This is a genomic window from Streptomyces sp. NBC_00207 (genome assembly GCF_045160965.1).
Lineage (GTDB): Bacteria > Actinomycetota > Actinomycetes > Streptomycetales > Streptomycetaceae > Streptomyces.
The window spans coordinates 269418-287365 of record NZ_CP130715.1; the positions used below are offsets into that span (position 1 = coordinate 269418).

The following is a 17948-nucleotide window of genomic DNA, read 5'->3' on the forward strand; positions in this document are numbered from 1 at the left end:
AGCAGATGAGGGGATCAGCGGCCCCAGCGCAGCGCTGCCGTCTGCACCGGCGCGTCCCACAGCCGCAGCATTTCCTCATCGACCCGACACAGCGTCACCGAGCACCCCGCCATGTCCAACGAGGTGACGTAGTTTCCCACGAGGGTCCGGGCCACCGGGACGCGCCGAGCCGCCAGTACCCGGGCCACCTCTGCGTGGAAGCCGTACAGCTCCAGCAGCGGCGTTGCGCCCATCCCGTTTACCAGGGCCAGTACCGGCCCGTCGGCGGCCGAGGTCGCGTTCGCCATGTCGTCCAGCACGGAGCCCACCGCGACCTCCGCGATCTCCCCCGCCGGCATCATCGAGCGCCGCTCCCGGCCCGGCTCGCCGTGGATCCCGATGCCCAGCTCCAGCTCGCCGTCCGGCAGGTCGAAGGTGGGACTGCCCTTGGCAGGAGTGGTGCAGGCGCTCAGCGCCACGCCGAAACTGCCCGAGTCCTCGTTGACCCGTCGGGCGACTGCGGCGACCTGCTCCAGCGGCGCGCCCTCCTCCGCCGCCGCCCCGGCGATCTTCTCAACGAAGAGCGTGGCCCCGGTGCCGCGACGCCCGGCGGTGTAGAGGCTGTCGGTCACGGCGACGTCGTCGTTGACCAGCACCCGCTCGACCCGGATACCGTCCTCCTCGGCGAGCTCGGCGGCCATGTCGAAGTTCAATACGTCCCCGGTGTAATTCTTGACGACGAACAGCACCCCCTGACCGGAGTCCACGGCCTTGGCCGCCCGCACCATCTGGTCTGGCACGGGGGAAGTGAACACCTCGCCCGGACAGGCGGCGGACAGCATTCCGTATCCGACGAAGCCGGCGTGCAAGGGCTCGTGTCCGGAGCCGCCACCGGAGACGAGACCGACCCGCCCGCCCTGCCGTGCGTCCCGCCGTACGACGACCCGGGCGTCGGCGTCCACGTCCAGTTCGGGGTGGGCTGCGGCCAGCCCCCGCAGGGCGTCCGCGACCACGGTCTGGGGACTGTTGATCAGCATCTTCATCGTGTGCCTCCCGGTCGGAGCCGACGGGTGAGCGTCCGGCGCCGTCACGGAGCACCGATCACCGCACGCCGGGCAGACGCGTCCGCGAGGGCACGCCATACGAACAGTGTGCTGCCACGCCGCGGACACGAGAACTCGGGCGACCACCTCGGAGAAGGATCGAGGAACCCGAAGCGGCACTGGCCTGCGCGCATCCGGACCGCCCTCGCCTTTCCGGTACAGGCGACCCGTCTTACTCTGAACCGGGGGGCTCGGGGCAGTCGAATGCCGGTCTTCGGACCGGCGGGAAGCGGGCACCCATGAAGGAGCGCCTCAAAGCACATGGGCTGGTCGGCGAACTGTCGGCCGAATTCGCCGGCACCATGATCCTCATCCTCTTCGGCTGTGGTGTCGTGGCCCAGGTGGTCGCCGGTGGAGCCCTGACCGACCCGGCGGGGGGCCTCGGAAACCACGACAGCATCGCGTGGGCCTGGGGTCTCGGTGTGACCCTGGGCGTCTACGCCGCGGCGAGGCTGAGCGGCGCCCACCTCAATCCCGCAGTGACCGTCGCCCTGGCCGCTTTCAAGGGCTTCCCCTGGAGCAGGGTGGCCCCCTACGCGCTGGCTCAGCTGGCCGGAGCCTTCGTGGCGGCCCTGATCGTCCGCTGGAACTACACGGAGGCGCTGGCGAAGGCTGACCCCGGCCACACCATCAAGACGCAGGGTGTCTTCTCCACGCTGCCAGCCAACGGAAACCCGAACCTGCCGGTGACCGAGTGGGGCGCACTGCGCGACCAGATCATCGGCACCGCACTCCTCCTGATGCTGATCTTCGCGGTCACGGATCTGCTGGGCACGCCTCCCGGCGCCAACCTGGCACCATTCATCGTCGGCCTGATCGTCGTGGCGATCGGAATGGCCTGGGGCACCAATGCCGGGTACGCGATCAATCCGGCCCGTGACCTCGGCCCCCGGCTGGCCAGCTTCCTCACCGGGTACGGCGGGGCATGGAGGGATCAGTACGGCAACCTCTACTTCTGGGTGCCGATCATCGGCCCGTTCATCGGCGGGGTGCTGGGAGCGGGTATCTACAAGCTCCTCATCGGCCGGTTCCTGCCCACCGCGGAACCGGAGCCTCCCGGACGCGTACCGGCACCGGAGGAGAGCTGATCGCATCCTCGGCGGGCGGGGCGGACACGGCACGATGCCTTTCCCGTCCCGTCCCGTCGCGGATGACAGCCCCACACACGGCATCCCAAGAGGAGGCGGCACCCCATGGCTGACTTCGTCGGCGCAGTGGACCAGGGCACCACGAGCACCCGTTTCATGATCTTCGACCACGCTGGCAACGAGGTGGCGCGGCACCAGCTGGAGCACTCCCAGATCCTCCCGCGCTCTGGGTGGGTCGAACACGACCCGGTGGAGATCTGGGAACGCACCAACTCGGTCATCCAGAACGCCCTCCGGCACGGCAACCTCGACGCCTCCGACCTGGCGGCCGTCGGCATCACCAATCAGCGCGAGACGACCGTCGTCTGGGACCCCCGCACGGGCCGCCCGTACTACAACGCCATCGTCTGGCAGGACACCCGTACCGACTCCATCGCCGCCGCCCTAGAGCGTGGCGGCCAGGGCGACGTCATCCGCCGCAAGGCGGGGCTGCCACCGGCCACGTACTTCTCTGGCGGCAAGATCCAGTGGATCCTGGAGAACGTCGACGGCGTGCGGGAGGCCGCCGAGCAGGGTCATGCCCTCTTCGGCAACACCGACTGCTGGGTGTTGTGGAACCTGACCGGAGGCCCTGACGGCGGTATCCACGCCACCGACGTCACCAACGCCAGCCGCACCATGCTCATGGACCTGGAGACCCTCGACTGGGACGACGAACTGCTTGGCTTCTTCAACATTCCCCGGTCCATGCTGCCCACGATCAACCCGTCCTCCCACCCCGAGGCGTATGGACGGACCCGCACCTCCCGGCCGTTGCGGGAGGCCATTCCCATCACGGGCGTGCTCGGCGACCAGCAGGCGGCCACCGTGGGCCAGGTCTGCTTCGCGCCCGGCGAGGCGAAGAACACGTACGGGACCGGCAACTTCCTGGTCCTCAACACCGGGACGGAACTCGTCCGCTCGCAGCACGGCCTCCTGACCACCGTGGCGTACCAGTTCGGCGACAGCCCCGCAATCTACGCACTCGAAGGATCCATCGCGGTCACCGGCTCCGCCGTGCAATGGCTGCGCGACCAGCTGAAGATCATCGGCGACGCCGCCGAGAGCGAGCGCCTGGCCAGCACCGTCGAGGACAGCGGCGGCATCTACTTCGTCCCCGCCTTCTCCGGCCTGTTCGCCCCGTACTGGCGCTCCGACGCCCGCGGCGCGATCGTCGGCCTCGCCCGCTACCACGACAACGGCCACCTGGCGCGCGCCACCCTCGAAGCCATCTGCTACCAGAGCCGGGACGTCGTGGAAGCCATGGAGCAGGATTCGGGCGTACACCTCGACGTGCTCAAGGTCGACGGCGGAGTCACGGCCAACGACCTGTGCATGCAGACGCAGTCCGACATTCTCGGCGTACCGGTCAGCCGTCCCGTCGTCGCCGAGACCACCGCGCTCGGCGCCGCCTACGCGGCCGGCCTCGCCACCGGCTTCTGGCGGGACACCGACGAACTGCGCACCCACTGGCAGGAGTCCAAGCGCTGGAACCCCGAGTGGTCGGAGGAACGTCGCACGGAAGGGTACGAGGGCTGGAAGCGGGCGGTGGAGCGCACGCTCGACTGGGCCAAGGTCGAATAGGCTCCGGCCCGCGCCCGCAGCACTGAGGAGGAGACCATGGTCGATCCGGTAGCCCTCTCACCCCAAGCGCGCACACAGGCCCTCGCCGACATGGGACAGGGCGAACTCGACGTGCTCGTGATCGGGGGCGGCGTCGTCGGCGGCGGCGCCGCCCTGGACGCTGCCACCCGGGGCCTGAGCGTCGGGCTCGTCGAAGCCCGCGACTGGGCCTCGGGTACGTCCAGCCGCTCCAGCAAACTCATCCACGGCGGCCTGCGCTACCTGGAGATGCTCGACTTCCGCCTCGTCGCCGAGGCTCTCAAGGAACGGGGCCTCCTGCTCCGGTTCCTCGCCCCCCACCTGGTGCGTCCGGTGCCGTTCCTCTACCCCCTGCAACACCGCATCACCGAGCGCCCGTACGTCGGCAGCGGCGTGCTGCTGTACGACGCGATGGCCCGGGCCTCCGGCACCTCCGGCGGCCTGCCCCACCACCGGCACCTGAGCAGGAGCCGGGCCCTGCGCGAGGCGCCGGCTCTTCGCTCCGACGCCCTGGTGGGCGCCATCCAGTACTGGGACGCCCAGGTCGACGACGCCCGGCACACCATGTTCCTCGCCCGCACGGCCGCCTCGTACGGGGCGCTGACGGCCAACCGGGCCCGCGTCAGCCGGTTCCTGCGGCAGGGCGAGCGGGTGGTCGGCGCCGTCGTCACGGACCTGGAGAGCGGCGACGAGACGGAGGTGCGGGCCAAGCAGGTCATCAACGCAACCGGGGTGTGGACGGACGACACCCAGGCCATGGCCGGCACCCGCGGCCAGTTCCACGTGCGCGCCTCCAAGGGCGTCCACCTGCTCGTCCCCCGTGACCGGATCAACTCCCGCACCGGTCTGATCCTGCGCACCGAGAAGAGCGTGCTGTTCGTCATCCCGTGGGGCCGGCACTGGATCATCGGGACGACCGACACCGACTGGACGCTCGACAAGGCCCACCCGGCCCTCAGCTCCAAGGACGTCACCTACCTGCTGGAACACGTCAACAGCGTCCTGGCCACCCCCCTGGTCCCCGAAGACGTCGAGGGCGTCTACGCCGGCCTGCGCCCCCTGCTGTCCGGCGAGGCGGCGGAGACCAGCAAGCTGTCCCGGGAGCACCTCGTCGCCCATCCTGTACCAGGACTCGTCGTGGTGGCGGGCGGCAAGTACACCACATACCGGGTGATGGCCAAAGACGCGGTCGACGAGGCCGTCCGAGGCCTGGACGAGAAGGTTCCCAACTGCGTCACACACCGCGTTCCGCTACTGGGCGCCGACGGCTACTTGGCGCTGTGGAACTCGCGGCAACGGCTTGCCAAGCGCTCCGGGCTCCATGTCGCCCGCATCGAACACTTCCTGAACCGCTACGGCTCCCTGGCGCCCGAACTGCTCGCCTTGGTGGCTGCCGACCCCGCGCTCGGCGAGGCACTGCCGAGCTCCGACGACTACTTGAGGGTCGAGGCTGTCTACGCGGTGACCCACGAGGGGGCCCGCCACCTGGAGGACGTCCTCGCCCGGCGCACCCGGATCTCCATCGAGTCCTGGGACCGGGGGGTGGACGCGGCACCGACCGTGGCCCATCTGATGGCGCCCCACCTGGGATGGGACCGGGCGCACCAGGACCGGGAGGTCGACCACTACCTCAAGCGCGTGGCCGCCGAGCGCGAGGCCCAGCAGCAGCCGGACGACCTGACCGCCGACGCGGTGCGGCTCGGTGCCCCCGACATCATCCCGGTGAACTGAACGGCCGCACGTGGGGGGCTCCGCCACGTCCCCGGCTGGCGTAAAGCGATCCGCATGATCGGCAGGCTCGCCGGCCGGGGCCCCTCTTGACGGGCCCGGCTGTGTGCTGACGTGCTCGCACGATCGTGGAATCGACCGAAACGACCCAGGCCAGGTCACCTTCGGCGTCAGCCTGGGCCACCAGAGCGGTGAAGACCTCCGCCCAGGTGCCGTCGGCTGCCCAGACTCGCAGGCGGTTGTGGACGCCCGTCCACGACCCGAAGTGTTCGGGCAGGTCCATCCACGGCGTGCCAGGGCTCTGAGACACTGCCGCGCCCGTGGTCAGGCGGTCTTTATCGCGCCTCCGTCGATGATGTGGTCCGCCCCGGTGGTGCTGGCGGCAAGGGGCGAGGCGAGGTAGGCGACGAGGGCGGCGACCTCGTCGGGGCTGACGAGCCTGCCGGTGACCATGCCCATGGCAGTTGGGAGCTGGGCCAGGAGCCGTTCCTGTTCCAGGCCCATCGACTTGGCCAGCTCGGCTCCGTAACCGTGGGGGCTGTCCCACATATCCGTTCGGACGGGACCAGGAGAGACGGTGTTGACGCGCACGCCCTGGGGACCGAACTCCTCGGCCAGCGCCTTGCCGAATGCGGTCAGTGCAGCCTTGGCCGTGGTGTAGGTGATAGGGCCTGCATGCGGGGTCCTGGCTCCGTTGGAGGAGATGTTGACAATGGCTCCCCGGCTGTCGGTGAGGTGAGGCAGCGCGGCCCGGGTGGTGCGGACCGAAGCGAGGAAATTCAGGTCGAACGTGTGATACCACTGCTGGTCGGTGAAGGTGAGGAAGCCACCCGTCTGACCTGCCCCGGAGTCGCCGCCGCCTACATTGTTGACGAGGAGATCCAGCCTGCCGAGCTCGGCTTCGGCCTTGGCGACGAGGCGGGCAGGGCCGTCGGCTGTGGAAAGGTCCACGGATAGGCCAATCGCGCCGGTGGCCTTGAGCTCCGGCGTGATCGTCCGTGCCGCGGCCACCACCCGCATGCCCTCACCCACCAGTGCGGAGACGATGGCCAGACCGATCCCCCGGCTCGCGCCGGTCACGACAGCGGCCTTGTTGGTCAGTTGCAGATCCATGGAACCCCTACCTCTAACTGAGCCTTCCTCGATGCCGTAAACCTAGAACATGCAACATCAATGTCGCACGTAATTTGGGAATGGCAACTATCCCGTACCCTTCTCAGGGAGACGGGAAGAGGAGCCTCGTGGAACAGAAGAGTCAGCAGCGGCCACTGCGCGCGGACGCGGAGCGGACAGTGAGGGCAATCCTGCAAGCCGCCGAGCGTGTCCTCAGCTCCAATCCGGCAGCCACAATGGAGCAGATCGCGGAGGCGGCAGGCGTAGCTCGGACGACCGTGCACCGCCGCTTCACCAGCCGCGAGGCCTTGGTGGCCGCACTGACGGCTTGGGCCACAAAACAGTTCCATGAAGCAGTGACGAGCGCCCATCCAGACAGCGCTCCACCACTAGTCGCCCTCTATCAAGCGACCGCCAACGTCCTCCGAGTCAAGAGCGGGTGGGGGTTCGCAATGAGCATGACCACACCCCAGGACCCCGACGTGGCACGAGCACATGCCGATGTGCTCGATCAGTGCGACCGCCTGTTCCAACGGGCAAGAGAGGCCGGCGTACTACGGCCCGACACTGACCTGGCATGGGCCCGCCGCGTGTACTACGCCCTCATCCACGAGGCTGCCCAGAACCGCTCGGACGAAGCCGACGATGTGGACGAGCTCGCAACCCTCGTGGTCGACACGTTGTTGCGTGGAATGGGTCGGCAGAGCAGCTTCCTCAGCCCTTGACGAACTCTCTGCACGTCGCAACCCGATAGCCGGGCGAGGTTCGGCCTGCGCAGGCTGCGCAAGCGACCGTCTGACGCATCAGGATCATCAGCGGCGCGCCGTCGGCGACCGTCAGCGGGCATCCGGACATCCGGCGCCCGCTGGTGACGTTCGCCGAGCAGGCCGACGGGTTGACCAGCCGCTACGACCAACCGACCCCATCCTTCAGTAGATGGTCGGCGCTCTGGGTCGTCCCGGCCGCTCGCGCTGTGGTCTGACTGCCGCAGCTGCTGGGCATCGCGGTCAGCTGGATGGCCTGTGCTGCGCGTGGCGATGGCGCTCCCGGGGACAGGTCTCACGGAGCCGCCGCCTGGGCCACCTCCTCATCCACGAGCTGTCACAGTCGCAGTGCCCGGAGACCAACGACGATCCCCCTGATGGCCGCCCGTATCCTGACCAGGATCCGGGGTAGTGCCGCACGATCGGTCACCCGGGGGGCCGCCTTGGGCCTCCTGTCATACCGGCAGGCTCATGGGGCGGCTCGGAACCATCTGGGGAGGGGTTTTGAGAAGTTTCGCCATGCTTGGAAAGCGGCGTGGAGCCAACGGGCTTGTAGCTGTCGTGGCCGTCGCCGCGTCGCTGCTGACGGCGGGACCGGTACTGGCCGCGGAGGCCGTGCCGCCGCCAGGGGCGGGTGAGTTGCGGGTGATCACGTGGAACGTCTGCGGTGAGGCTGGCGGGAGCCGCGGCGGCACGGATCCGGGTTACTGCCTGCACCGCAACGAGCCGGCGCAGAAGATGAAGGCGGTCGCCGACCTCGCCAAGAAGCACCACGCCGACGTGGTGATGTTGCAGGAGGCGTGCGGCTACACGGAACAGATGTCGGAGGAGACGAAGGCCCGGAGCCACCAGAGGCTACTGGAGGGCGAACTCCCAGGCTGGAAGGTCGTGCATGCGGTCGGCGACCGCGGAGCGAGGGGCACGTCGGGCGTCCTTCCCAGCGAGTGCCGCGGCACATTCCTCGGCGGCAACGTCGGCGTGCTCATCGCGGTCAAGGGCAACCTCTCCCCGCAGTGGCCATTGCACCCCTCTTCCGGGTGAGGCCCACCGTTGACGCACTGATACGGATGTAAGCCGCACCCGGACAGAGTGCTCGCCTCCGGGTGGCGCTGCCGGGGCGTGCCCCGGCGGTGGGGTTCAGAAGGAGACGTCGAAGTAGTCGATGTCGGTGAACTCGACCCGGAGCTGGTCGGCCCGGGTACTTTACGCAGTCAGCTCGACGGTAATCGGCGGCGATGTGCGTGCAAGTACGTCTCCGGACGCGTCCTGATAGGTCTCAACCACCAAGCTCAGCCTGTGCAGTCCAGGCTTGCTCGGAGTAAGAGGTCCTAACAAAGGCGTTGGACGTGGCGGTGGGTGATGAGGCAGTGGCGAGGCCGAGGAAGGCTTCGTGGATGTCGTCGCGTCGTTCCCATCGGATCCGTAGTCGGCGGAAGCCGTGGAGCCAGGCGATGGTCCGCTCGACAACCCAGCGGTGGATTCCGAGGCCGGATCCGTGTGGGATGCCGCGGCGGGCGATCACGGGTTTGACGCCGGTCGCCCAGACGAGACGGCGGTATTTGTCGTGGTCGTAACCTCGGTCGCCGAGGAGGCTGTCGGGTCGGTTGCGTGGCCGTCCGACCAGGCCGGAGACCGATGGGATCTTCTTCAGCAGGGGGATCAGCTGGGTGACGTCGTTGCGGTTTCCGCCGGTCAGGGAGACGGCGAGTGGGATGCCCTGGCCGTCGACGATGAGGTGGTGCTTGCTGCCCGGACGTGCTCGGTCGACCGGGCTGGGACCGCTTTTGGGCCCCGTCGAGCGGCCCTGACGTGGGAGGAGTCGATCACCGCCCGCGACCAGTCCAGCTTCTTCGCGACCCGCAGCTTCTTCAGCAGCACCAGATGCAGTTGATCCCACACGCCAGCGTCGTTCCAGGCGGCCAGTCGCCGCCAGCAGGTCATGCCCGATCCGAAGCCCAGCTCCTGCGGCAGGTACTCCCACTGGATCCCGGTATGCAGCACGAACAGGATCCCGCAGAGCGCCTGCCGGTCGGGCACCCGAGGACGGCCCTCCACCTGTTTCTGTGCCGGCTCAGGCAGCAACGGCTCGATGAGCAACCACAGTTCATCCGACACGATCCATGGCCGCGACTGACGCTTCCCCACAGCTAGACCAACGACCCCCCGGACCGAAAGTCACATGATCAACAGCTTCTGTTAGGACCTCTAAGAGCCCACCCCCCCACTCGAGCCAATTCGTCCGGGTCAGCACCTGCCGGGTCGATCCGATGGGGGTGATGGCGACATCCCCCTCTGGAGCCGTCAATGTGGCACCCTGCACCCCACCCACAAGCAGGTTGCGACGCTCCGCTCGCGCCGGCACGCAGCCGCGCAACGACCCCCACGAACAGATCCCCGAGTCTCCCAGCTGGCGCTGACGCGACGAAGCCCCCGCCGCCACAGGCGACGGGGGCTTCAGGGCGTCCGCAGGCGGACGGCTCGTGCCCCGCGGCGAGTTAAGGGGTGATCCAGCCGCTTTCGGCTAATGCTCACGCACGAGCTTCCCTTCGGCGTCGATTCGATGCTTCAACAGTTCACTTACAAGCGCCTCATTGTCCTCCTGCGTGAGGAGGTCACTCGTCAAGGAGACATCGTAGTGAACCTTTTGCCCCTCCAGGGCCACAAGAGTTGACTTGCACGTTGCCCCCGGATCAAAGTCCGAGCTGCTCGCAAGCGATCCACCGATGACGTTCCCGTCGGTGTCGGTGACGAGCGTGACTTTCGCCATGATTCCCCTCCGTCTAACCGCTGAGCGCGTGAGCCCGATACGAGATCCCGATACCACTCCCGTTCGTGACGGTGTAGTGGTAGAAGCATCGACTGGTAAAACCATCGGGATTTCTGGCCGTAAACCTCACGTGCCCGATTGATCCGTTCAGGGCCTGGTTGAGCGCTTCAGGAGCCGCGCCGATCACGTTGGGGCCGTAGTAAGCCTCGTTGCCGTACCTCCATTGCCAACCGAGTGTGGTGTTAGGGCCAATGAAGTGCACCACGGGGTCGTAGTGGACAGCCACCGATATCCCTCCTCCTCTAACGCGACATCAGAGCTGGAATGCACCGCGATATGCGGAGTCCAAGCCGCAGGGACATCGACGACGCTCTCCGCATATGACAGGAGTCTATGGCGACAGGTAAAGATTGCCGCGCCGCAATGGTGGCGTGTCGCCGAAGGGTCAAAATCCACGGGCTCCACAGTCTGAGCGCCGCGGACAGGGCCTCATGCAGGCGAAGGTGTTCCATCCTCCCTCCACCACCCCCCACATCACCCATTCGAGTGACAACAGGCGGCGACCGTGCGATTCGAACGGCCGGGAAACAGCGAGGTGGTGAGATGCCCCGCCGGGGATTCGGCTGCATCCGGATTCCCGCCGGGCCTCGTTCGCCCTTACCGGGGTCCAACGGCCCGTCCCGGCGATACCGTGGGGGCAGACGCCGAACGACTGCCCAGGAGCACACCGATGAGTCAAGAGCCGGCCCCCGCCAGCACGGTGCGGCAGCCACTGGAGCCCGCAGCCGCCGACGCGGTTCGCGCCTACGCCGCCAGGACCCGCGAGAACGCCGACCGGCTCGCCGGCGTCCTCGAGGACATCGCCGCCAACGGCCTGCCGTCGGTGGAGGAGTGCACACCCTGGGAAGAGCTGCGCGAAGCGCACCTCGCCCGGCTCGCCGCCCAGCGTCCGGGCCGTCGCCTGATGGCCCCACGACGCGCCCAGATCGCGCTCAGCGACTCCGCCGCCAAGCAACTCGAAGACCTCACCACCGAACGCGAACTCCACGCCCTGGACCGCACCCTGGTCGCAATCTCCGTGAACCCGGAGATCGGCGCACCGATCCCCGCCGACGGCACCCGGCCCGAGCTTCGCCAGTACACCGACGAGATCGAAGACGTCCGCGTCCTGTACTTCATCACCGCACTGCGCACCGTCCTCGTGGTCGCCTACATCGAAACCTGACCGCGATCACATCGCCCGCCTGCCGCCGCGTGCGGCCGGCGCCACCGCGGGTCATTGCCGCGATGGCGTTGTGCCACGGCTCAGCTCAGCCGGACGATGGCGTAGGCCGACGCGTCGCGCTCGTACGCGGGGCCAGACCCGGCGCGATGACTGCCACCCGTGAGTTGGGGGCGCCAGGAGACCAGCCCAGCCCAAGAAGCCCCGCGGATCTCACGTCCGTGGTTCTCTGGGGTACGACTTCAGACTGGTCCCGTCGTCGGCGGCCCGTCAGCCACCCACCAGTTCCTCAGCTCGTGAAGAAGGCCAGGCGGTCGCATATCCGCAGAGCCGCCGGTCCCCCGGTCAGTTACCGGCCTCCGCGTGGAGAGCCCGCGCCATGGGAGAGGATCCGTCGGTGACGAAGGAACGGATCTGTGCCAGGTAGGCGTCCCGATCGACACGGCCGTCGCCGTCCTCGTCCAGCGCGTCGAACGCCGAACGGGCATTGTCTGCGGGGTTGCCCAGGGCATGGCGCAGCCTTGTGAACTCCGCCCGGTCGAGGTGGCCGTCGCTGTCGGTGTCGGCCAGGTCGAACAGCGATCCCAGAGCGGTCCTGCACACCTCGTCGAAGGCCTCCTCGCCCGCCCACGCCTCGTACTCCGTGAAGGTCACCCGGCCGTCCCGGTTCGCGTCCATCGAGCCGAACACCCCCTCGTGCGCGGTGCGTGCCAAGGACAGGAGCGGGTCGTCGCCGGCCCGGCCCAGGGCCGCTGCCGCGCGTTCGGGCCGGGCAAGGTACTCCTGGCGGGAGATGGCCCCGTCGCGTGGCCGACGGCACGTCCGGACCGCTCCCAACATCGAAGTACACCGGACCCGGTTCGCGGCCGCCGACGAGCACACCCGCCGCGCCCGCATGCGCATCCCCGAACTCGACCGTCCACCAGTCCCAATCCACCAGCACACGGCCTCTCCCACGTTCCCTGCCCACAGGCAGGATCCCGTCTGCGACCCTGCCCCGTCCGCGCACGCGCCCGACACCCGGACGGGCCCAACAACCGGTGCGGTTGGGCACCGGGCGCCACGACACATGCGATCTCTCCGTTTGGCGATGGTCGTGTCAGAGACAGCGGGTCCTGATGTGTAGCTGCTGGTCGGGGGCTGTTTCGAGGTGTGTGGCCACTGTCTTGGATGTGAGAGACCGGGTCTATCCACTGTGAGAGACGCCCAGGTCGCTTGCTGACGCAGAGGCGAGAGATCGCAGCCTGATCTCCTCCCACACCGAGGACGTCAGCGAGGAAAGCGTGCTGGTCTGTGTCACCGGCGACCCGCGGGCCGCAGCGAACCCCGGCGCGGCGACTTCCTGGACGTCCCACCCCACGTTTCTGGATCGGCGGCGGAACCAGGCCGCCCTGTTCCGCCGAATCCGCCCCACGCTCTGACCCCCGACCCGACGCCAAGCCGGGGCACATCCCTCCGAGCGACTGCAGCATCGGCAAAATCCATGATTACGCCGTACCAATATAGGGCCGTCAAGTCCCGAGTTTCAGTAACGTGACAGGCCGATACCGTTGGCGCTTACTAGAAGAACATGAACAGGCACCTAACCACGTTCCACCGCGACTCTCACGGCGGCGCAGTTTGTGGGACATGATTCCCCGCAGGAAAGGCGCCACCTCGTCTGCCCAATATCCTCGCTTAGGCCCCAAGGAGTTCTCTCATGGCAATCTTCGTCAGTCTCGGTCCAGGTAGCCCCGTCACCATTTCCTACATCCTCGGCGGACACGACAATATAATTAGAGTCAGTTACAACATGCTCTATTCGCCGCAGGAGTTGGCTTGGACGAATGCGGGAGGAACGTGGTGGGACAGCGTGGCCTTCTTCGAGGAGGACGACGTTGACGATGATTGGCTCTTCAATTTTCAGCCACGTCTTTTTCAGCCAAGATCTCGTGTGGAGACGCGAACTTTCGACGTTGTCCCGACCGAAGACTGGGACACGGAGCTCGGCTCGGAAGAGATTAGGGCCTATGTGCACCACCGGCGCAACGATGGCGTCAGTGACTCTATTATTGAAAAGTCGTTTCGCCTAGACGTCTCTCTCTGAGGCGGGCCTGTGGGCTAGCTTGCAGGCGTCGTTACCGCTCTGCGCCGGTCTGCGGGACGCGGGCCGCCTCTCTTTCGGATCTCATTAGGCCCCCGCTCCCGCGCACCGCGCTTCGCGGCGTTGTCGGGACGCCCGAGTACGTCCAGGTGCGATCTCTCGGTTTCGTGTCAGTGAGTTGAGGGCCAGCGGCGAGTGTGTTCGGTCGGGGCCTGCGGCGCTGGTCAGGGCCAGGTGCTGGCTGCCGCTCTCACTTTCACGAAGTGAGAGGTTGGGGCTCGGTTCACTGTCAATCGGGTGAGAGATATGCAGGTCACGCACTGACACGAAAGCGAGAGATCGCAACTCATCTCGAAAACACAACACTCCCGATAGGGTTAAGAGGTCCTAACAAAGGCGTTGGACGTGGCGGTGGGTGATGAGGCAGGTGGCGAGGCTGAGGAAGGCTTCGTGGATGTCGTCGCGTCGTTCCCATCGGATCCGTAGTCGGCGGAAGCCGTGGAGCCAGGCGATGGTCCGCTCGACAACCCAGCGGTGGATTCCGAGGCCGGATCCGTGTGGGATGCCGCGGCGGGCGATCACGGGTTTGACGCCGGTCGCCCAGACGAGACGGCGGTATTTGTCGTGGTCGTAACCTCGGTCGCCGAGGAGGCTGTCGGGTCGGTTGCGTGGCCGTCCGACCAGGCCGGAGACCGATGGGATCTTCTTCAGCAGGGGGATCAGCTGGGTGACGTCGTTGCGGTTTCCGCCGGTCAGGGAGACGGCGAGTGGGATGCCCTGGCCGTCGACGATGAGGTGGTGCTTGCTGCCCGGGCGTGCTCGGTCGACCGGGCTGGGACCGCTTTTGGGCCCCGTCGAGCGGCCCTGACGTGGGAGGAGTCGATCACCGCCCGCGACCAGTCCAGCTTCTTCGCGACCCGCAGCTTCTTCAGCAGCACCAGGTGCAGCTGGTCCCACACGCCGGCGTCATTCCAGGCGGCCAGTCGCCGCCAGCAGGTCATTCCGGATCCGAAGCCCAGCTCCTGCGGCAGGTACTCCCACTGGATCCCGGTATGGAGCACGAACAGGATCCCGCAGAGCGCCTGCCGGTCGGGCACCCGAGGACGGCCCTCCACCTGTTTCTGTGCCGGCTCAGGCAGCAACGGCTCGATGAGCAACCACAGTTCATCCGACACGATCCATGGCCGCGACTGACGCTTCCCCACAGCTAGACCAACGACCCCCCGGACCGAAAGTCACATGATCAACAGCTTCTGTTAGGACCTCTAATACTCCAGCCGTAGATCGTGATCTTCATGGCTGGGCGGCTGCTTGCCGTCGGTAGTGGCAGTCGCGGGCGCGGGCCTGGTGTCGGCGTCGCCAGTGCGACCAGCGGAGTCGGTGCGCGAGGTCGTGGGCCCGGCTGGTCAGGGTGGTGAACAGGCGTTGGATCTCGGTGCAGGTCGGTATGGACCGAGGCCGGCCTGTGGCGTCGGCTGCACCGGGCGGTGCTGGACGAACTCGGGAACGAACGGCTCGTTGGATCTCGAAGGATGTGAGGGCCGTCGGGAGCGGCCCGGAACTGAACTGGTGCAGCACACGTCTCCCGCACCATGATCTCAAGTGAGCGCCAAGAGCACGCGATCTCCACCAAGCTGGTCTCGCCGTCCGCAGTGAGTGCGGAACCGTCGAAGACCAACGACTACAACAGCTTCGCCGAGGCGTACGCGGCCGCAAACGAAACCAACCTGGTCAATGCCTACTACGAGCGGCCCGCGATGCTGGCCCTCGCTGGAGACGTGGCCGGCCGACGGATTCTCGACGTCGGCTGCGGCTCGGGGGCCCTGTTTGCCGCGCTGCGCGACCGTGACGCCGTTGTGAGTGGCTTCGACACGAGTGCCGGGATGCTGGAGCTGGCTCGGCGGCGGCTCGGCGACGGTGCGGAGCTGCAGGTGGCGGACCTGGGCAGCCCGCTTCCTTACGCTGATGACACATTCGACGATGTAACGGCGTCCCTGGTGCTGCACTATCTGGAGGACTGGGGGCCGGCGCTGGCCGAGCTGCGACGCGTACTCAGGCCCGGCGGTCGGCTGATCGCATCTGTCGACCATCCCTTTGCCATCAACCTCATACACCGCGAGGCCGGTCGCGAGGCCGAGCACAACTACTTCGACACCACCAAATGGACCGTGGAGTGGACCATTGGCGGCCATACCGCCCTGGTGAGCAGGTGGAACAGGCCGCTGCACGCGATGATCGAGGCTTTCATCGGGGCCGGTTTCCGGATTACGGTCATCAGCGAGCCGGAGCCTGATCCCGCCGCCCGCGAGATGTTCCCCGAGGCCATCGCGGCCAAGCCGCGCTTCCTGTGCTTCCTGTTCTTCGTCCTGCAGGCCGACTAGTACTCCAGCCGTAGGTCGTGATCTTGCTGGTCGGGGCCGGTGCGGAGACGGCTGCGGCCACCGTTGATCATCGTGAGTTGTGTCGACCAACGAAGATCAGGCGGTGGCCGCAGGTCACAGCGTAGTGCCTGCCCGGTGGCGGTCGATGTTCGACCAGCTGACGGGCCGGTTTGCGCGGGTCGAACCACGCCGCCACGCAACGGCGTTGGTGCTGGGCCTGCTGGCGGACCTGCCAAGGAAGAACTGCTGGACGCTGGCCGAGCACGCGGGCGACTCCACCCCGGACGGCATGCAGCACCTGCTGCACCGCGCGAAGTGGGACGCCGACGCGGTCCGCGACGACGTACGCGCCTACGTGGTCGAGCACCTGGCCGATGACGAAGCCGTGCTGGTGGTCGACGAGACCGGCGACCTGAAGAAGGGCACCGCCACGGTCGGCGTCCAGCGCCAGTACACCGGCACGGCGGGCCGGATCGAGAACTCCCAGGTCGCCGTCTACCTCGTCTACTCCGCCGCCTGCGGGCATGCCGCGATCGACCGGGCCCTGTACGTCCCGCGCTCGTGGACCGACGACCTCGACCGCTGCCGGACCGCCGGCATCCCCGAAGACCTCACCTTCACGACCAAGCCGGTACTGGCGGCTCGGATGATCACCCGGGCTCTGGATGCGGGAACGCCCGCCCGCTGGGTCGCCGGCGACGAGGTCTACGGCGACAACCCGCACCTGCGGGCCGCGCTGGAAGACCGCCGGACCGGCTACGTCCTGGCAGTCTCCAGCACCCACCAAGTCACCACGGTGGCAGGGAAGTTCCCGGCCAAGGCCATCGTGGCGAAGATCCCGAAACGGGCCTGGCAGCGGCGCTCGGCCGGAGCGGGCGCCAAGGGCGAGCGGTACTACGACTGGGCCCAGGCCGACATCCACGGCCCCGCCGACCGGCCCGGGCACTGGTGGCTGCTGGTCCGCCGCAACCGGAGAAGCGGTGAACTCGCCTTCTACCGCGGCTTCTCACCCCACTCCGTCCCGCTGTCCGACCTGGTGCGGGTGGCCGGACGGCGCTGGACGGTGGAGGAGACCTTCCAGGCCGGCAAGGGCCTGGCGGGGCTGGACGAGCACCAGGTCCGCCGCTGGACCTCCTGGCACCGCTGGGTCACCCTCGCGATGCTCGCCCACGCCTTCCTCGCCGTCACCGCAGCCGCCGAACGCCGCGACCACCCCGCCCCCGACGACCTGATCCCCTTGACCTGCAACGAGATCCAACGCCTGTTCACCACCCTGACCAGCCGGGCCCACGACCTCGCGCACCGACTCTGCTGGTCACACTGGCGACGCCGACACCAGGCCCGCGCCCGCGACTGCCACTACCGACGGCAAGCAGCCGCCCAGCCATGAAGATCACGATCTACGGCTGGAGTACTAAGGCCCTGCCTCTGGTTCTACTCACGGTCACGGTTCAGGCGCTCATGCCGGCCCCGGCGGGCGAGAGCGGGGACCCCGCCTGGGCAGGCACACCGGGCCTTGCCACCGTGTGGCTCGTGGTGCCGTTCCAGGCCGCGGCCGAGGAGTACGCGTTCCGCGGCTGGCTGCTGCAGGGAGTCGGCGCCTGGTGCCGCTCACCATGGATGGCGATCACACCCCAGGCACTGCTCTTCGCCGTAGCCCACGGCTGGGGCACCGTCTGGGGCTTCACCGACCTCGTCGTCTTCGGCGTGGCGACCGGCTGGCTGACCATCCGTACCGGCGGACTGGAAGCCGCCATCGCCCTGCACATCCTCAACAACCTGGTGAGCATGAGCATCGCGGCCGCATTCGCCGGCGCCTTCGCCTCGGACGACACCGCCGCCGACATGGACTGGGCCGCCTTGGCCATCGACATCCCCATGGTGCTGCTCTACGCGACCGCCGTGCTGTGGGTCACCCGCCGCCGCGAACGCACAAGCGGCACAGACGTGCCCGGCAGGCCGAACACCTCACCGCCACCGCCCACCCCGCAGACTGCCGCGGCCTCACGCCCCACCGGAAGTCACATGGACCCGGCCGCCGAAGCCTGACCAACAGTCACGGAACGCGACAGGAAAACG

General features: G+C 67.8%; 14 protein-coding genes and 4 pseudogenes. 10 read left to right on the forward strand and 8 right to left on the reverse strand.

From position 1 onward, the window contains the following. Positions 1 to 14: 14 nt before the first annotated feature. Positions 15 to 1022, reverse strand: coding sequence for a dihydroxyacetone kinase subunit DhaK (dhaK, locus tag OG472_RS01340; RefSeq protein WP_405827097.1), 1008 nt, complete (start codon positions 1020 to 1022; stop codon positions 15 to 17). A 299-nt stretch (positions 1023 to 1321) separates the two neighbouring features. Between dhaK and OG472_RS01345 the strand changes: the two genes are divergently transcribed. From OG472_RS01345 to OG472_RS01355, 3 genes are all read left to right on the forward strand, one after another. Beyond that, positions 1322 to 2170: an MIP/aquaporin family protein gene (locus OG472_RS01345; RefSeq protein ID WP_405827098.1), complete on the forward strand. Its 849-nt coding sequence runs from the start codon at positions 1322 to 1324 to the stop codon at positions 2168 to 2170. Positions 2171 to 2275: 105 nt separating this feature from the next. After that, complete coding sequence (gene glpK / locus OG472_RS01350; RefSeq protein ID WP_405827099.1) at positions 2276 to 3793, forward strand: glycerol kinase GlpK; 1518 nt, start codon at positions 2276 to 2278, stop codon at positions 3791 to 3793. A 36-nt stretch (positions 3794 to 3829) separates the two neighbouring features. Beyond that, the gene (locus tag OG472_RS01355; protein ID WP_405940679.1) at positions 3830 to 5542 is read left to right on the forward strand and encodes a glycerol-3-phosphate dehydrogenase/oxidase; all 1713 of its coding nucleotides are present in this window, start codon (positions 3830 to 3832) and stop codon (positions 5540 to 5542) included. Here the strand turns inward: OG472_RS01355 and OG472_RS01360 are convergent. Both OG472_RS01360 and OG472_RS01365 read right to left on the reverse strand, forming a co-directional pair. Continuing rightward, positions 5526 to 5867, reverse strand: a complete 342-nt coding sequence (locus OG472_RS01360) for a transposase (RefSeq protein ID WP_405834728.1) — start codon at positions 5865 to 5867, stop codon at positions 5526 to 5528. The genes OG472_RS01355 and OG472_RS01360 overlap by 17 nt on opposite strands. Continuing rightward, positions 5864 to 6652 carry an SDR family NAD(P)-dependent oxidoreductase gene (locus tag OG472_RS01365; RefSeq protein ID WP_405827102.1) on the reverse strand — a complete coding sequence of 263 codons (789 nt, stop codon included), beginning with the start codon at positions 6650 to 6652 and terminating at the stop codon, positions 5864 to 5866. The genes OG472_RS01360 and OG472_RS01365 overlap by 4 nt, the downstream gene beginning before the upstream one ends. 128 nt (positions 6653 to 6780) lie before the next feature. Between OG472_RS01365 and OG472_RS01370 the strand changes: the two genes are divergently transcribed. Both OG472_RS01370 and OG472_RS01375 read left to right on the forward strand, forming a co-directional pair. After that, a complete protein-coding gene (locus OG472_RS01370) occupies positions 6781 to 7377 on the forward strand; it encodes a TetR/AcrR family transcriptional regulator (RefSeq protein ID WP_405940680.1) in 597 nt (198 codons plus the stop codon). A gap of 510 nt (positions 7378 to 7887) precedes the next feature. Next, complete coding sequence (locus tag OG472_RS01375) at positions 7888 to 8457, forward strand: endonuclease/exonuclease/phosphatase family protein (RefSeq protein ID WP_405940681.1); 570 nt, start codon at positions 7888 to 7890, stop codon at positions 8455 to 8457. A gap of 290 nt (positions 8458 to 8747) precedes the next feature. On the opposite strand, the pseudogene OG472_RS01380 reads toward OG472_RS01375, so the two are convergent. Beyond that, a pseudogene (locus tag OG472_RS01380) lies at positions 8748 to 9534 on the reverse strand (IS5 family transposase); the annotation flags it as partial. Positions 9535 to 9937: 403 nt separating this feature from the next. Further along, positions 9938 to 10183 (reverse strand): hypothetical protein, encoded by a 246-nt coding sequence (locus tag OG472_RS01385; protein ID WP_405940682.1) that lies wholly within the window; start codon positions 10181 to 10183, stop codon positions 9938 to 9940. A 730-nt stretch (positions 10184 to 10913) separates the two neighbouring features. On the opposite strand from OG472_RS01385, the pseudogene OG472_RS01390 reads away from it, so the two are divergent. After that, a pseudogene (locus OG472_RS01390) lies at positions 10914 to 11135 on the forward strand (hypothetical protein); the annotation flags it as partial. A gap of 615 nt (positions 11136 to 11750) precedes the next feature. Here OG472_RS01390 and OG472_RS01395 read toward each other — a convergent pair. Beyond that, positions 11751 to 12119, reverse strand: a complete 369-nt coding sequence (locus tag OG472_RS01395) for an EF-hand domain-containing protein (protein ID WP_405940683.1) — start codon at positions 12117 to 12119, stop codon at positions 11751 to 11753. 985 nt (positions 12120 to 13104) lie between these two features. Here OG472_RS01395 and OG472_RS01400 point away from each other — a divergent pair. Further along, a complete protein-coding gene (locus OG472_RS01400) occupies positions 13105 to 13491 on the forward strand; it encodes a hypothetical protein (protein WP_405940684.1) in 387 nt (128 codons plus the stop codon). Positions 13492 to 13962: 471 nt separating this feature from the next. Here OG472_RS01400 and OG472_RS01405 read toward each other — a convergent pair. Continuing rightward, positions 13963 to 14693, reverse strand: a pseudogene (locus tag OG472_RS01405) (IS5 family transposase); the annotation flags it as partial. 88 nt (positions 14694 to 14781) lie between these two features. Then, positions 14782 to 14931: pseudogene (locus OG472_RS01410) on the reverse strand (IS701 family transposase); the annotation flags it as partial. A gap of 149 nt (positions 14932 to 15080) precedes the next feature. Here OG472_RS01410 and OG472_RS01415 point away from each other — a divergent pair. The 3 genes from OG472_RS01415 to OG472_RS01425 all read left to right on the forward strand — a co-directional run bounded on the left by OG472_RS01415 (position 15081) and on the right by OG472_RS01425 (position 17918). Further along, a complete protein-coding gene (locus OG472_RS01415) occupies positions 15081 to 15869 on the forward strand; it encodes a class I SAM-dependent methyltransferase (protein WP_405827109.1) in 789 nt (262 codons plus the stop codon). 145 nt (positions 15870 to 16014) lie between these two features. Next, on the forward strand, positions 16015 to 17259 hold the full coding sequence (locus OG472_RS01420) for an IS701 family transposase (protein WP_405827111.1): 1245 nt from the start codon (positions 16015 to 16017) through the stop codon (positions 17257 to 17259). Next, the gene (locus tag OG472_RS01425) at positions 17256 to 17918 is read left to right on the forward strand and encodes a CPBP family intramembrane glutamic endopeptidase (protein ID WP_405940685.1); all 663 of its coding nucleotides are present in this window, start codon (positions 17256 to 17258) and stop codon (positions 17916 to 17918) included. Before OG472_RS01420 ends, OG472_RS01425 begins: the two co-directional genes overlap by 4 nt. Positions 17919 to 17948 lie beyond the last annotated feature (30 nt).

What these genes read in the sequence shown, in the direction of transcription:
- dhaK (WP_405827097.1), bottom strand. Translation starts at nt 1,022, where the DNA reads ATGAAGATGCTGATCAACAGTCCCCAGACCGTGGTCGCGGACGCCCTG.
- OG472_RS01345 (WP_405827098.1), top strand. Translation starts at nt 1,322, where the DNA reads ATGAAGGAGCGCCTCAAAGCACATGGGCTGGTCGGCGAACTGTCGGCC.
- glpK (WP_405827099.1), top strand. Translation starts at nt 2,276, where the DNA reads ATGGCTGACTTCGTCGGCGCAGTGGACCAGGGCACCACGAGCACCCGT.
- OG472_RS01355 (WP_405940679.1), top strand. Translation starts at nt 3,830, where the DNA reads ATGGTCGATCCGGTAGCCCTCTCACCCCAAGCGCGCACACAGGCCCTC.
- OG472_RS01365 (WP_405827102.1), bottom strand. Translation starts at nt 6,652, where the DNA reads ATGGATCTGCAACTGACCAACAAGGCCGCTGTCGTGACCGGCGCGAGC.
- OG472_RS01375 (WP_405940681.1), top strand. Translation starts at nt 7,888, where the DNA reads ATGGGGCGGCTCGGAACCATCTGGGGAGGGGTTTTGAGAAGTTTCGCC.
- OG472_RS01385 (WP_405940682.1), bottom strand. Translation starts at nt 10,183, where the DNA reads ATGGCGAAAGTCACGCTCGTCACCGACACCGACGGGAACGTCATCGGT.
- OG472_RS01400 (WP_405940684.1), top strand. Translation starts at nt 13,105, where the DNA reads ATGGCAATCTTCGTCAGTCTCGGTCCAGGTAGCCCCGTCACCATTTCC.
- OG472_RS01415 (WP_405827109.1), top strand. Translation starts at nt 15,081, where the DNA reads ATGATCTCAAGTGAGCGCCAAGAGCACGCGATCTCCACCAAGCTGGTC.
- OG472_RS01420 (WP_405827111.1), top strand. Translation starts at nt 16,015, where the DNA reads ATGTTCGACCAGCTGACGGGCCGGTTTGCGCGGGTCGAACCACGCCGC.
- OG472_RS01425 (WP_405940685.1), top strand. Translation starts at nt 17,256, where the DNA reads ATGAAGATCACGATCTACGGCTGGAGTACTAAGGCCCTGCCTCTGGTT.